This is a genomic window from Maribacter sp., from assembly GCF_049667165.1.
In the GTDB taxonomy this organism is placed as follows: domain Bacteria; phylum Bacteroidota; class Bacteroidia; order Flavobacteriales; family Flavobacteriaceae; genus Maribacter_A.
The window spans coordinates 1-13,795 of record NZ_JBATHS010000086.1 but is presented as its reverse complement, the minus strand read 5'-3'; the positions used below and the strand labels follow the sequence as shown (position 1 = coordinate 13,795).

The 13,795-nt window shown below is 41.2% G+C and carries 11 protein-coding genes; 8 read left to right on the top strand and 3 right to left on the bottom strand.

Annotation, left to right across the window (positions count from 1 at the left end; genetic code table 11):
* Positions 1 to 18: 18 nt before the first annotated feature.
* Positions 19 to 846 carry a hypothetical protein gene (locus WBM98_RS04715; RefSeq protein ID WP_424364875.1) on the bottom strand — a complete coding sequence of 276 codons (828 nt, stop codon included), beginning with the start codon at positions 844 to 846 and terminating at the stop codon, positions 19 to 21.
* 293 nt (positions 847 to 1,139) lie between these two features.
* Here WBM98_RS04715 and WBM98_RS04710 point away from each other — a divergent pair, with 293 nt between their 5' ends.
* The 8 genes from WBM98_RS04710 (at position 1,140) to WBM98_RS04675 (ending at position 10,428) form a co-directional block, all read left to right on the top strand.
* Entirely contained in the window at positions 1,140 to 2,246 is a 1,107-nt protein-coding gene (locus WBM98_RS04710) for an NAD(P) transhydrogenase subunit alpha (RefSeq protein ID WP_424364874.1), read from the top strand.
* Entirely contained in the window at positions 2,239 to 2,550 is a 312-nt protein-coding gene (locus WBM98_RS04705; RefSeq protein WP_424364873.1) for an NAD(P) transhydrogenase subunit alpha, read from the top strand. Before WBM98_RS04710 ends, WBM98_RS04705 begins: the two co-directional genes overlap by 8 nt.
* A 4-nt stretch (positions 2,551 to 2,554) precedes the next feature.
* A complete protein-coding gene (locus WBM98_RS04700; protein WP_424364872.1) occupies positions 2,555 to 3,937 on the top strand; it encodes an NAD(P)(+) transhydrogenase (Re/Si-specific) subunit beta in 1,383 nt (460 codons plus the stop codon).
* Between the two features lie 482 nt (positions 3,938 to 4,419).
* Positions 4,420 to 5,298 carry a helix-turn-helix domain-containing protein gene (locus tag WBM98_RS04695; protein ID WP_424364871.1) on the top strand — a complete coding sequence of 293 codons (879 nt, stop codon included), beginning with the start codon at positions 4,420 to 4,422 and terminating at the stop codon, positions 5,296 to 5,298.
* Between the two features lie 198 nt (positions 5,299 to 5,496).
* Positions 5,497 to 7,218, top strand: a complete 1,722-nt coding sequence (locus tag WBM98_RS04690) for a GMC family oxidoreductase (protein ID WP_424364870.1) — start codon at positions 5,497 to 5,499, stop codon at positions 7,216 to 7,218.
* 2 nt (positions 7,219 to 7,220) lie between these two features.
* Positions 7,221 to 7,943, top strand: coding sequence for a gluconate 2-dehydrogenase subunit 3 family protein (locus tag WBM98_RS04685; protein WP_424364869.1), 723 nt, complete (start codon positions 7,221 to 7,223; stop codon positions 7,941 to 7,943).
* 11 nt (positions 7,944 to 7,954) lie between these two features.
* Positions 7,955 to 8,794, top strand: a complete 840-nt coding sequence (locus WBM98_RS04680) for a sugar phosphate isomerase/epimerase family protein (protein ID WP_424364867.1) — start codon at positions 7,955 to 7,957, stop codon at positions 8,792 to 8,794.
* On the top strand, positions 8,791 to 10,428 hold the full coding sequence (locus WBM98_RS04675; protein ID WP_424364866.1) for a sulfatase family protein: 1,638 nt from the start codon (positions 8,791 to 8,793) through the stop codon (positions 10,426 to 10,428). The genes WBM98_RS04680 and WBM98_RS04675 overlap by 4 nt, the downstream gene beginning before the upstream one ends.
* A gap of 5 nt (positions 10,429 to 10,433) precedes the next feature.
* Here WBM98_RS04675 and WBM98_RS04670 read toward each other — a convergent pair whose 3' ends face one another.
* Together WBM98_RS04670 and WBM98_RS04665 are read right to left on the bottom strand one after the other, a co-directional pair.
* Positions 10,434 to 12,215 (bottom strand): arylsulfatase, encoded by a 1,782-nt coding sequence (locus WBM98_RS04670; RefSeq protein WP_424364865.1) that lies wholly within the window; start codon positions 12,213 to 12,215, stop codon positions 10,434 to 10,436.
* A 167-nt stretch (positions 12,216 to 12,382) separates the two neighbouring features.
* Positions 12,383 to 13,507 carry a glycoside hydrolase family 130 protein gene (locus tag WBM98_RS04665; protein WP_424364864.1) on the bottom strand — a complete coding sequence of 375 codons (1,125 nt, stop codon included), beginning with the start codon at positions 13,505 to 13,507 and terminating at the stop codon, positions 12,383 to 12,385.
* Positions 13,508 to 13,795: the final 288 nt, after the last annotated feature.

Genomic DNA, 13,795 nt, shown 5'->3' with positions numbered 1-13,795 from the left:
GCTACATGTCTTGACTTTTTAAAAAATCCATTTGTAACCAAAGGCCAACGTAACCCCGATATGTATAACCACGATAACCAACATAATGAGCGCAAAAGGCATATGAACAACATGCCAATATTTAAAAAGTTGCTGCATTTTCGCTAGTCTCGCAATTTTTTTAGAGAGCGAAATCTCATTTTTCACCATCTTGATGATGTTGTTCCTATCCGATTTTGGTAAGTCCTTTCTATTTAGAACTTTCCTTAGATAGCCTAATTTTTCACTATTCCCTGTTGTGTTCCCTTCACTCATTAAATCTGAGATAATATCGAGTGTGTTCGATTCCAATTTGAATTTTTGGTGCAGTACCACAGCCAAATCGGTCTTCATTTCCTTTAGCTCGTTCATGGTCATTTGCCGACCTTCAATGGTCTTGGGGATTTGGTTATAAATGAACCTGCCCACAACTCCGCTCAATACCACGGCTACCATACTCCAAAATGCAATCGAGACGATACCTCCGAACTTAAAGGCGGTATGGAACAAAATCAATATGGGCCCTAGGGTACAAAGGAAAATATGGAATTCCAATAAGTATTTTAGCCGAATATATTTGGCCAAAAAATTATAGCGCTTTCTTGCGATGTAAATCGCAACGCCAAAAAGGATCATCAAGGTTCCAAAAATGCCAAGCCCTTGGCCATAAAGGCCACTCGGTTTGAACCAATCATGTCGTGGGTGATAAAACCGTTCTTCCAATGCAGTATTGTAATAGGTAAATCCTATATAAAACAAATAGGCGGTCACCACCAAGGTAATGGTGACCATAGTGGCGATAAACGCGGTATGCACGGATTTATTCAAAACGCATCCAATTTGTTAATTCTCATGATCTTACATTAGAAACGTTGTTTTCCAAAAAATATTGAGGAAGGGGAAAGTATTTCAGTTTTTAACAAATTTTTACTTAATGGTTTTAATTGTACTTGAAAATTTATAAAGTTTGCAACTATGGTTATTTTTGTCATTATTGACTGAGGTTTTTCTAACGAATTTTCACGATAATAGATTTCAGTGCAGTGGTGCCTTTTCTCCAAAAGTCCGTCAGAAAGAGGGAAGGGTAGGTTTTGAATTTTGATAGCTATAGTTACGCAGGTATGACAATTGGTGTATTCAGAGAGACATTTGGCAATAAAGTGGGGCTGGTACCTTCGGTAGTCCAAAAGTTGATAAAAAGGGGGTATTCGGTGCTTGTTGAGAAAAAAGCAGGTAGGAAAGCCTATTTGGCGACAGCTGAATTTGAGGAAGTAGGGGCAAAAACCACGTTAAGGGAGCATATTTTCGAACAGTCAGATATACTGATATCCTTTTTGCCATTGTCAGATACCGAAATTGGCTTCATACGACCTGGGTGTATATATATTTCCCATTTTAAGCCATTTGTATATAAAAAGGTAGCCGCAAAATTGCAGGAGCAGCAAATTTGGGCTTTTAGTTTGGATATGATACCACGATCATCCATTGCGCAATCTATGGATGCCTTATCCTCCATGTCTTCCATTGCCGGTTATAAGGCCGTCTTGAAAGCGGCCGATTTATTGCCCAGATATTTGCAGATGATGATAACTTCTGCCGGAAGTATAAAACCGGCCAAAGTTTTTGTTATAGGTGTAGGTGTCGCAGGCTTACAGGCCATTGCGACGGCAAAAAGACTTGGAGCGATCGTATTTGCCATGGATACCCGTCCGGAAACGGAAGAAGAGGTAAAAAGTCTTGGCGCCAAATTTGTAAAAGTAGAAGGGGCCAAGGAGCCAACAGAGCAGGGTTACGGGGCGCCACAAAGCCAGGAATATATCGAAAAACAACGTAAGAAGGTCTACGATATGGTGGTTAGTTCAGATATTGTCATTTGTGCGGCCACGGTAAGAGCGGCAAAAGCCCCAGTAATTGTGACAAAGGAAATGGTGGAGAATATGCGTAGGGGCAGTGTAATCATGGATCTGGCTTCAGATGCAGGAGGCAATTGTGAACTGACCCAGGACGAAAAGACCATCACCCATAATTATGTGCGTATCGTAGGGGATTCCAACCTTTCGGATGCAGCGGTTGTAGATGCCAGCACTCTTTTTGCCAATAACGTGTACAATTTTCTAAAACATATTACCAATAAAGAGGATTTAAAGCTTCGTTTGGATATGGAAGAGGATGAGATATTTAAATCTTCCTGTATCGCTAGACCTCATGATACTGTTGACAATGAATGAAATATTGAACTTCTTCGAGCAAAACATAGAGATCATTTACCTATTGACCTTTGCGGTCTTCCTTGGTTTTGAGATTATCTCTAAAATCCCAACGGTTTTGCATACCCCTTTAATGTCAGGTTCAAACGCCATCAGTGGGGTGGTACTTATCGGGGCCATTTTAGTCATAAGGGTCACTGAACCCACTAATTATTTCGCCCTGATTATGGCAACGTTGGGAATTATACTGGGTACTATAAATTTGGTCGGGGGGTTGGCCGTAACCAGTAGAATGTTGGAAATGTTCAATAAGAAAAAAAGATAAAATAGTGAATATAATTATACTCGATGGCGTATTGTTCATTGCGTCGGTTTTATTGATCATAGGGCTGCGGAAATTATCGAATCCAGCTTCAGCGAGTAATGGAAATCGTTTGGCCGCAGTAGCCTTGGCTTTAGGCGTTATCGTCGCTTTGGTTTATCCGATGGAAACCCAGAACAATAATTATATCTACATCGTTGCAGGTATTTGTATTGGAGGTATTATTGGCATCATTTCGGCCAAAAAGGTACCCATGACCGCCATGCCAGAAATGGTTTCCTTGTTCAACGGATTTGGGGGATTGTCGGCAGCCCTTATTTCATTGGTTTGGTTGGTGAATACGCATTTTGCTGCGGAAACCATGGAATTGGGAATTGTTTTGTTCAATCTTTTTCTCGGTCTTGTCGCATTCATAGGAAGTATGGTGGCCTATGGCAAACTCAGTGGTTCGTTAAAAGACGAGCACTTAAGAATACCCTTTAGTACGATCGTGAACAGTCTTTTGTTGATCATCGCCATCGTATTGATCATTGTCTTTTCATATTCAGGTCAACTCAGTACCACCCAAACAATCCTTTTTTCGTTACTTTCCTTGTTATATGGTATCACCTTTGTAGCCCCCATCGGAGGTGCCGATATGCCTGTTGTCATTGCCACACTTAATGCGTTGACCGGAATTACAGCGGCGATATCGGGAGTAATAACCGATAATAAATTAATGCTCCTGGGTGGGGTCTTGGTCGGATCTTCAGGTATTATTTTGACCCTTTTGATGTGTAAGGCCATGAACAGGTCTGTTATAAGCGTATTTTTCGGCAATTTTTCGGCTACCAAGGAGGCCGGGAAACTGGTCGAAGGAAATGCCAAGGAGATATCAGCATCCAATCTGGCAATACAGCTGGCCTATTCCCAGAGGGTCTGCATTATTCCGGGATATGGCATGGCCGTAGCCCAAGCCCAAAAAGTGGTCAAGGAACTCGAGGAGGTCTTGGAGGGTAAAGATGTGGAATTCAAATACGCCATACACCCGGTAGCCGGTCGAATGCCGGGTCATATGAACGTATTGTTGGCCGAATCGGATGTTTCCTATGATAAATTGTTGGATTTGGAAGAAGCCAATACGTATTTGGAATCAACGGATGTTGCTATAGTTGTGGGTGCCAATGATGTGGTCAATCCGTCTGCCTTGGATGATCCCGGAAGCAAAATTTATGGAATGCCTATTTTGAATCTATCTAAAACCAAGAATGTCATTGTGCTGAAACGAAGTATGAACCCAGGGTATGCAGGCATTCAAAATCCGTTGTTTTTCAAGGATAACACAAAAATGTTATTCGGGGACGCTAAAAAGAGCATTGAAAGGATATTAATGGAATTGAAAGTTGTTTAATTAGCTTATTACAATCGTATTGTATATGATTATATTAATTAAAGGGTTAAGCTTATTTTATTCATTCCCACTGATTTGATACCTTTATTATTCCATTAAAAAGTAGGCACTTCCCATGAATGCCAATAAGTAGATTTTTCAATATCCACTGATTTTATCTATTCGGAAATATACAGATTGCAGGAATGTATCGATACCACCTAGCCATTACCCACCTCGACATCATATTGCTATAATTCAAAAAGCATTTTCATGATGCTATTATGTTTAAATGGTGATTGTTTTTTCATATTTGGGTGACCATATTTTGTCATTAAGTAGCATTTAATAAGGAATTTTAACTTGGGGTCGTGCACGGAACCCTATTAAATAGGATGTATTAGGGATTCGTAACTAGCTTGTTCCGCCTGTGGTGATATTAATTAAATTGTATCTTTATTGGTTCTAGTTCGACGATACAACTAATATAAAAAACACTTGTTTTGGGTATCTTAAATAAATTACATCGTGAAATAGTTGCCTTATCACCAGAAGACAGTTTTTTGGTGGAAGACCGTACCAAAGAATATTTTGACTATCCCATCCACTATCACCCTGAGATGGAACTCAATTTTGTTCTTAATGGAAAAAATGTCCGACGTATCATAGGGGATAGTATGGAGCATATAGATGACATAGATCTGGTGCTGGTCGGTCCCAACCTGCACCATGTCTGGGAACAGCATGAATGTTTGAACAAAAAGATTCGGGAAATCACGATACAGTTTCATAATGACCTATTTAATGAAACCCTTTTGAACAGAAGTGTAATGCGCCCGATCAAGGAAATGTTTAACCGAGCGTCCCATGGAATCCTATTTTCAAGGGAAACCTCTTTGGCTTTGAAAGATCGTTTGTTGAAAGTTTCGAAAATGGGGGGAATGGATAACTTTATGGAACTGCTTTCCATTCTCTATGACCTGGCAATCTCACGGAATCAAAGACTCTTATCGACGTTAAGCGTTCAACCCGATAATTTTGAGCATAGTAACAAGATCAAGGTCCTTTATGAGTATGTACAAAATAACTATGCTAATAAAATAACCCTTAGCGATGCTGCCACCTTAATCAATATGAGTAATGTTTCCTTCAATCGGTTCATAAAAAAAAGAACGGGGAAAACTTTTGTCGATTATCTGAATGAAGTTCGAATAGGATATGCCTCTAAATTTTTGGTCGAGAAGGATCTTAGTGTCTCTGAAATAGCCTTCCAGTGCGGTTTTAATAGTATTGCCAATTTTAACCGGGTATTCAAGAAAAACAAGAATAGAACCCCAACCGAATATAGGGAAGATTATTCGGGTATCAAACGGGTACTTTGATTTTTGAAATTAATACTGTTTGGGCTTGGGCCTTATTTAATACCTACCATTATTTTGTCATAAGAGGATCTTTTTATTTCAAATTGGTCTAATCCATGGTTAGATTCGATAAAAAAGGTCGGTTTTAGATGTTTAATTTTTAACTTGTGGTAATGAACCCATTTGTTTGTGTCAATGGGCTTAAATCGGATATCAGTTATGCAAATAAAGGAATCATCGGAGGTATATGATGTAATCATAGTCGGCTCAGGGGCCGGGGGCGGAATGGCGACCAAGCAATTGGCAGATGCCGGTTTAAATGTAGCCGTGGTCGAAGCCGGGCCTTTCTTTGATCCCAAAAATCCGGAGCAAATGACACAACTGAAGTGGCCCTATGAATCGCCTAGGAGGGGTGCGGCCAAAACCAGACCTTTTGGTGAATGGGATATGGCGTATGGCGGATGGGAAATAGAGGGTGAACCCTATACCCGTACCGAAGGCACAAAGTTCGATTGGTTCAGATCGCATATGCTTGGTGGCAGAACCAACCACTGGGGACGGATCTCCTTGCGTTTTGGGCCGAAGGATTTTAAACATAAGGATGTTGATGGTCATGGTGAGAATTGGCCTATTAGTTACGAAGATGTGAAACCTTATTACGATAAAGTCGATAAATTGATTGGTGTCTTTGGTACAAATGAAGGGCTTCCCAATGATCCGGATGGATTTTTTCTTCCTCCACCAAAACCTAGATTACATGAATTGTTCTATATAAATGGTGCCAAGAAATCCGGTATTCCTGTTATCCCTGCAAGGATGTCGATGCTGACCAAAAAAATAAACGATGAACGCGGAATATGTTTTTATTGTGGTCAGTGTTCAAGGGCTTGCTCTGTTTATGCGGATTTTTCAGCCGGTAGCTGTTTAATATTCCCGGCACAGAAAAATGGCGGTCGGGTAAAGATTTTCGTAAACTCCGTTGTACGCGAGGTAACTACAAATGAAGAGGGAAAAGCAACAGGTGTTTCCTATATTAGTAAGGAGGACCGAAAAGAATATAAACTAAAGGCAAAAATTGTAGTACTGGCCGCTTCGGCCTGTAGTTCGGCACGTATCCTATTAAATTCAATAAGTAAAGAGCACCCTAATGGTTTAGGTAACAGTAGTGATCATGTGGGTAAATATCTGCATGACTCAACAGGTGCAAGTAGGGCGGGATTTATCCCGGGTTTAATGAATCGTAAGACATCTTATAATGAAGATGGTGTTGGTGGTATGCATGTGTATTCACCTTGGTGGGGCGATAATTCCAAATTGGATTTCCCAAGAGGGTATCATATCGAATTATCGGGGGGTATGGGTATGCCCAATTATGGTTTTGGATATGACCCCAATGAATTCAATAAGTTCTTTGGTTTAAAAGTAGGGGGATATGGTGCTAGTCTCCGAGATGATGTTAAAAAGTATTATGGTTCTGTTGTTCAGTTTGGTGGAAGGGGAGAGGGTATTGCCAGAAAGGACAATTATTGTGAAATAGACCCAACGACCCTAGATCAGTTCGGTATCCCTGTGTTGAAATTCAATTACAAATGGTCCGATTTTGAAATTAAACAGGCCAAACACATGCAAGATACCTTTGAAGAACTTCTGCACAATATGGGCGGGGAACCCTTGGGAGAAAAACCGGGCAAAGATAAGGACTATGGTCTACTCAACCCTGGCGGAGTAATCCATGAAGTAGGTACAACCCGAATGGGCAATGACCCCAAAACCTCGGTTACGAACAAATTCCAGCAACTTCACGATGTTGACAATGTCTTTATTGTAGATGCCGGGCCCTTTGTTTCACAAGCCGATAAGAACTGCACATGGACCATTTTAGCACTTTCCTGGAGGGCGTCGGACTATATTATTGAGCAATTGAAACAGCAGAATATTTAAGGATGGATAGAAGAAAAAGTTTACAGACGATAATCCTAGGGGCGGGGGCAGGAGCTACAGGTTTGGTTTTCACGGGTTGTAAAAATGATAAGGGCCCTACCGTGGAGGAAAATATTGCCTTTGGGGCCGAAAAATTCTTTGGAAGAACTCGAGAAGAGTTAAAACTGATCGAAGAATTAAATGCCGAACAATTCTTCAATGCACATGAAATGGAAACGATTGCTGTATTGAGTACCGTTATCCTTCCTCCAAAAGAACCCCATGGAGGACCTATTGAAGCTGAAGTGCCCGAATTCATTGAGTTTATCGCGAAGGATTTTCCCGAAATGCAAAACATGTTACTCGGGGGTCTCATGTGGTTAGACCACAAATGCAACACGCTGTATGGTCTTGAGTTCAAATCCGCAGCCATTGAACAGCAGAAGCAACTGTTGGATACGATCGCATTTCATGATCTTGAGGTGCCTTTGGAGAAACAACCCATGGAAATACAATTTTTTCACATAATGCGGGGCCTAACCGTTACTGGCTATTATACGTCAAAGGTTGGTATAGCCGATTTGGGCTATAAGGGCAATATGCCCAATGTTTGGGATGGGGTGCCCGAAGATGTCCTGGAGCAACATGGAGTGGCTTATGATCCCGAATGGATCGCCAAATGTGTCGATCAAAGCAAACGGGATATTATTGCCGAATGGGACGAACATGGAAATCTATTAACTTAAATAACAGTAAAATGAAAATGAATTTTAAAATCGTATTTATAGTTTTGATTTTGGCTATTCAATTAGGGGCTTATCAACTTAGTGCCCAGGAAATTGGCCTTCAATTATATAGTCTACGTAACCAGTTCAAGACCGATGTTGAAGGTTCCTTGAAAACCATTGGTGATTGGGGTTTGACCAATTTAGAGGGTGGTGGCACCTATGGCCTTTCATTTGAGGAGTTCGATGGATTATTGGATAAGTATAAGTTGGATGTTGTTAGTGTTGGTGCTTCATATGATGATTTAAAAGACAACCCGGAAAAGGCCCTTGCCAATGCAAAACAGTTTGGTGCCAAATATGTGATGTGCGCATGGATTTCACATGACGGCAATAACTTTGATATCGAGAAGACCAAAGAAGCGGTAGAAGTATTCAATAAAGCGGGTAAATTATTGCAAGAGGAAGGAATTACCTTGGCGTATCATGCCCATGGTTACGAGTTCAGACCTTATGAAGAGGGTACATTGTTCGATTATATGGCAAAAAATGCAGCGCATTACGCTTTTGAAATGGATGTATTTTGGGTACAACATGGGGGCACCGACCCTTTGGCCTTATTGAATAAATACCCTGATAAATTCGTTTTGTTCCATTTGAAGGACATGCGAAAAGGTGTGGTCGGAAACAATACAGGTCATGAGGATGTAGAGACCAATGTAGTCTTGGGAACCGGTCAAGTTGATATCGCCGGCGTAGTCAAGCGTGCAAAAGAATTAGGTGTGGCAAAATATATGTTCATCGAGGATGAATGTTCCCGAGTGGTTGAACAGGTACCCCAAAGTCTTGAATATTTAAATGGTTTGAAATGAGCCGGACAAACCACCTTGCCATATCGATTATTATGGTTCTTTTTTTAACTGCTTTTTGGGCATGCAAGAAAGAGACCCACGATGAACCAAAGAAACAACGCCCGAACATTATCTGGTTGGTTGCTGAAGATCAATCCCCTGACTTTTTCCCCATGTACGGTGATCGTACTACAACCTTACCAACCCTGGAGACCCTGGCAAAAGATGGAGTGGTTTTCGATAATGCCGTTTCTCCGGTCCCGGTTTGTGCCCCTACGAGAAGTTCCTTGATTACGGGAATGTATCCCACAACTTTAGGGACACATAATATGCGCACTCACGCACCATGGCGTGGTGAGAACAATAGACCCTATGATGAACTTGATATACCCAGTTATTCCCCCATTGTTCCTGAGGGAGTGAGAATGTTCACGGAATATCTTCGGAAAGAAGGGTATTATTGCGTGAATGGCCCTAAGGAAGATTATAATTTTGAAAAGACCGATGCTGCCTGGGATGAAAGCAGTAAGGAACGCCATTGGCGAAAAAGAAAGAAAGACCAACCTTTTTTCGCCGTGTTCAATTTTAGCGTTTGCCACGAATCACAAATTTGGGATCGTGGAAAGGATTCGCTATTTGTAGATCCAGCGATTGTGCCTGTTCCTCCTTATTTTCCTGATACTGAAATTGTACGCCATGATCTGGCAGTGAATTATAGTAATTTAAAACGATTGGATGACCAAATGGGGGAGGTCATTGAACAACTCAAGGAAGACGGACTCTACGACAATAGTATTATTTTCTTTTACGGGGATCATGGTGGACCTTTCCCAAGGCATAAACGTGCATTATATGATAGTGGACTAAAGGTTCCCTTGGTTATAAAATTCCCGAAAAACCAAAACGCGGGTAGTAGGGATGATCGTTTGATCAGTTTTATCGATTTTGCGCCAACGGTGCTTTCTTGGGCCGGGATAGAACCCCCTAAAGTGATGCAGGGTAAAGCGCAGTACGGGAAATATGAAGTCCATGAAAACCCGGAGTATACCTTTCATTCCTCCGACCGTTTCGATGAATTATATGATCGTTTGCGTGCCGTACGATCCAAGCGTTATAAATATATCAGAAGCTTCAATACGGAGATCAGTCATGCCATGCCCGTGGCCTATCGGGAACAAATGCCTATGATGCAAGAACTGAGAAGGTTGTATAAAGCCAATAAATTGAATGATCAACAAGCGTCGTGGCTCCACCCTACCAAACCTGAGGAAGAGTTGTATGATTTAAACAATGACCCTTATGAACTAGTGAATCTCGCCCAACGGCCAGAATTACAGGACACCTTGTTTATGATGCGGAAAGTCCTAAAAAATTGGATAAAAAACACCCATGATTTAGGACAGTACCCTGAAAAAGATTTGATTGCGAAGTGGCTGCCCTATGGAAATCAACCAAAATTACCTCCTTTGGAAATGCAGGAAAAAGAGGACGGTATCCATTTATTTAACAAACGATCCGATGCTACTATTGTCTGGAAGCAACCTCAAGATTCAGTATGGAATATTTATAACCTACCACTTTCCAAGAATAGCTCTTTTGAAGCCAAAGCCGAACGTATCGGTTATTTGGATTCTGAAGTTTTGAGCAACTACTGATAAACCTATGGAATTCGCTTAAACAATAATAATCGGACATCTGGAGCTTGATCCCCTTTGATGTCAAGGGCTTTGAGTGTCAATATACCCTTTCCTTTTTTAAGGTTGATGGGACCAAGGTTCATCGGAATGAAATCCTTGACATACGATTCCATTCTGGGGTCACGGTCATTTTCCATTCCTTTGAAAGGAGGGTCATGTGCTTTGTTGATTTTTGCTGACAATCTGCTTTCACCAAAACTCAATTCCATGATAGAGCCCACAGTTTTCTCTGGACAAGTGTAATATAGTTCAACCTCAAATTCCCCATCGGCTAAGACTTCTACGTCCCAGGTAATGGAATCTTGATCACTTATCCAATTGTTAAAAAAGGTGTCATTCGGGTATCGGTTACTGCGTTTAATATGGCCATTGGGAATGCCGTCCCGAGCTGGTATCTGGGTATATTCAAAGTCTGGATGTCCCAATGTAAAAGGTCTTTTCTCCTTTAAGCTACTGTTCTTAGCTAGTTCTGTCTGCCAATTGTTTTTTAGTGTGACCAAGGAGTCGTGAATTTTTGGCTTGCTGGTTGAAAGGTCGTGTTTTTGACCTGTATCAATATCCATAGCATATAACCGATTGGCGTCATCCAGGCGATAGTTTTGGGTTCTTATACTTGTCTTTCCCTGCCAATGGTTAATGATTGACCGAGGTTCCCAAATTGGGTCATCTTCTAAAATAAGGGTTTTTAAGTCCTTACCGTCCATTCGTTTTTCTAAGGGGATATCAATATTAGCCAAACTGGCCAGGGTAGGCAAAATATCTATGGCACCCGCTATTTGCGGAATGGTTTTCCCCTTTGGAATCTTGTTTTTCCATTGCATGAAAAATGGGGTACGCACACCGCCTTCATCGGTTGATCCTTTTTTGCCCCTCATTCCACCGTTCCATCGCCATCCATTAGGACCATTATCCGATAGATAAATAATAATAGTGTTTTCTTCCAGCCCTAATGCTTTTACTTTTTGTGTTAGCCTTCCCACATTAAAATCGATATTCTCCACCATGGCCAGAGCAGCCTTGGTGAAATTTTCGTTTTCTTCTTCATCACCTTGATATTTCATTTTCAATTCTTTGTTCTTAAAACGTTCCCAATACACATCGGGCACTTGCATAGGGCTATGGGGCGTGTTATAGGGTAGGTACAGGAAAAAAGGTTGCTGCTGGTTTTTTGTAATAAAATCAATTCCCTTGTTGGTAAGGTCATCCACTAAAAACCCATCGCCTTTGACTAGGGCACCATTGTGTTCCAACATTGGACTGAAATAATTGCCCCAATGACCTGATGCGAAACCATAATAATCATCAAATCCCCTGGCATTGGGATGATAGGGAGGTTGCATTCCACTATGCCATTTGCCGTAGGCTGCGGTTTTATAACCGGCGTTCTTAAAAAGTTCAGCGATGGTAGCTTCCCCCAGATTGAAACGTTCACCACCTTCCGAAGTAGCATAAACCCCAATACGTGCTGCATATTTTCCTGTCAATAACTCTGCCCTAGTAGGCGAACAAACGGGTTGTACGTAAAAATTTTTGAAAGAAACCCCATTTTGGGCCAGGGCATCTATATGTGGTGTAGAAATATTGGTATTTCCGCTTATACTCAAATCGCCCCACCCTTGATCATCGGACATAATCAGGATGATATTGGGTTTGTTGGCTTCCTGTTTTATGGCTTCCACTTGCTTATCTTGCTTGCACGACAATAGAAAAGCAACTATACAAAGTGTGATGAAAGCTTTATTCATAAGGTTCATTTGTACCTACGGAAGTTTAACGGTCGATTACTTTAGGTTTGATGCTGCCAAAAGGCATGCTCAGTGTTAATTATAAAAAACTTGAAATAATGAACTTTTATTGATAACTCAACTGAACACTCACTACTCAATACTTTTAACTTAATGTCGCCCACTACCTAGTCCTTCACTGCCAACCCCACCATTGAATCCGCAGTGCCGTAGTACAGAAACCATTTGCCCTTGAAAAAGACCAATCCTTCAATGAAGGTGGTGCCTGCTTTATATTGCCCCGTAATTTCATGGGGTAGGTCGGGACATATAAAAGGGGTTTCCAGTCGGGCTAGCACTTTTGTTGGTTCATTCCTATCAAATAGGACTTGGCCCCCGCAATAGGTGCCTTCGGCTACTTTATTGCTTGCGCCTTCACCACTCAGGTTCTTACCGTTATAGAGTAGGAGGATACCATTATCAGTATATAGGGCAGGTGGACCTGGTTCGGTCAAATGGCTGTCAAATTCATTCAGTGAGGGTTTGAATACATGCAAAAGTTCTCCGTTGGCCTCCAAAATGGGTTCCCAATCGATTCCGTCATCGGAAAGGGCCAAGTTCACAAAAAGTTCCCCCCAATACATATGGTATTTGCCGTTTATTTTTTTGGCTTTTAATCTACCATCAATCAATTCAGTTACAATGGATCCCGATTTGCTCCATATATCCATGAATTTGCCACCATGGGCGTTTTCAAAAACCGGACCATGCTTGGTCCAATGTTTTAAATCTTTCGAGGTGGCGCTTGAAAGCCGGGCAACATCCTTGTTCCAGCTGGTATAGAGCATGATGTAGGTGCCATCTGTGGTTTCGACAATACGTGGATCTTCGATTCCTCCTGGATAATCCCATGTATTGAATTCGTCATTATCGGGATATAATACAGGTTTTGGAAATTTTTCGAAATGTATCCCATCGGTACTATAAGCCAGACCAATTCGCGAGGTCCTTCCACCTAAAATGGCCGCGGGATTATCTTCGGCCCTAAAAAGCATAAAAACGGTATCATTCCTTACTATAGCCCCAGGATTGAACACGTCGGCCTTTTGCCATTGTACGGTTTCTTTGGTTATTGGATCTACAAAAGTAAAACTTGAATCGGCCACCATGATCGGATTGATCTCGGTTTTCTTGAATCCAAGCATCCACGGCGCTACTGTGGGGTCAGTTTTTGATGCTGTGGTTGATTTTTCTTGTTTACAAGACACTAATACGATTAGCGCCACAAATAAAATTAATCCTCTTGAATTCATGATCCTTATCATTTTAATTGGGTGACCTTGTTATTAAAGAAACAAAGAAATATATGTATCTTGGGCTTCTTGTTTAATAATCTTTTAAAGATAAAGGAATCGAAGTATCAATCAGGCGAATGGGCAGATTTATTTTATTTATTCTGATTTTAATTGTCGGATGCAAAGAGATTCCAGCAAAAATAAATAATGAACCTCCCATTGGGACCACTACCATTGATTCGGCTAAAATCGATAAGGTCATTGAGAAGAAATTCAGGACATTTGAAGGATTGGCAGACACCACTT

Coding starts and splice junctions, on each gene's coding strand:
- WBM98_RS04710 (WP_424364874.1), top strand. CDS start 1,140: ATGACAATTGGTGTATTCAGAGAGACATTTGGCAATAAAGTGGGGCTG.
- WBM98_RS04705 (WP_424364873.1), top strand. CDS start 2,239: ATGAATGAAATATTGAACTTCTTCGAGCAAAACATAGAGATCATTTAC.
- WBM98_RS04690 (WP_424364870.1), top strand. CDS start 5,497: ATGCAAATAAAGGAATCATCGGAGGTATATGATGTAATCATAGTCGGC.
- WBM98_RS04685 (WP_424364869.1), top strand. CDS start 7,221: ATGGATAGAAGAAAAAGTTTACAGACGATAATCCTAGGGGCGGGGGCA.
- WBM98_RS04680 (WP_424364867.1), top strand. CDS start 7,955: ATGAAAATGAATTTTAAAATCGTATTTATAGTTTTGATTTTGGCTATT.
- WBM98_RS04675 (WP_424364866.1), top strand. CDS start 8,791: ATGAGCCGGACAAACCACCTTGCCATATCGATTATTATGGTTCTTTTT.
- WBM98_RS04670 (WP_424364865.1), bottom strand. CDS start 12,215: ATGAATAAAGCTTTCATCACACTTTGTATAGTTGCTTTTCTATTGTCG.
- WBM98_RS04665 (WP_424364864.1), bottom strand. CDS start 13,507: ATGAATTCAAGAGGATTAATTTTATTTGTGGCGCTAATCGTATTAGTG.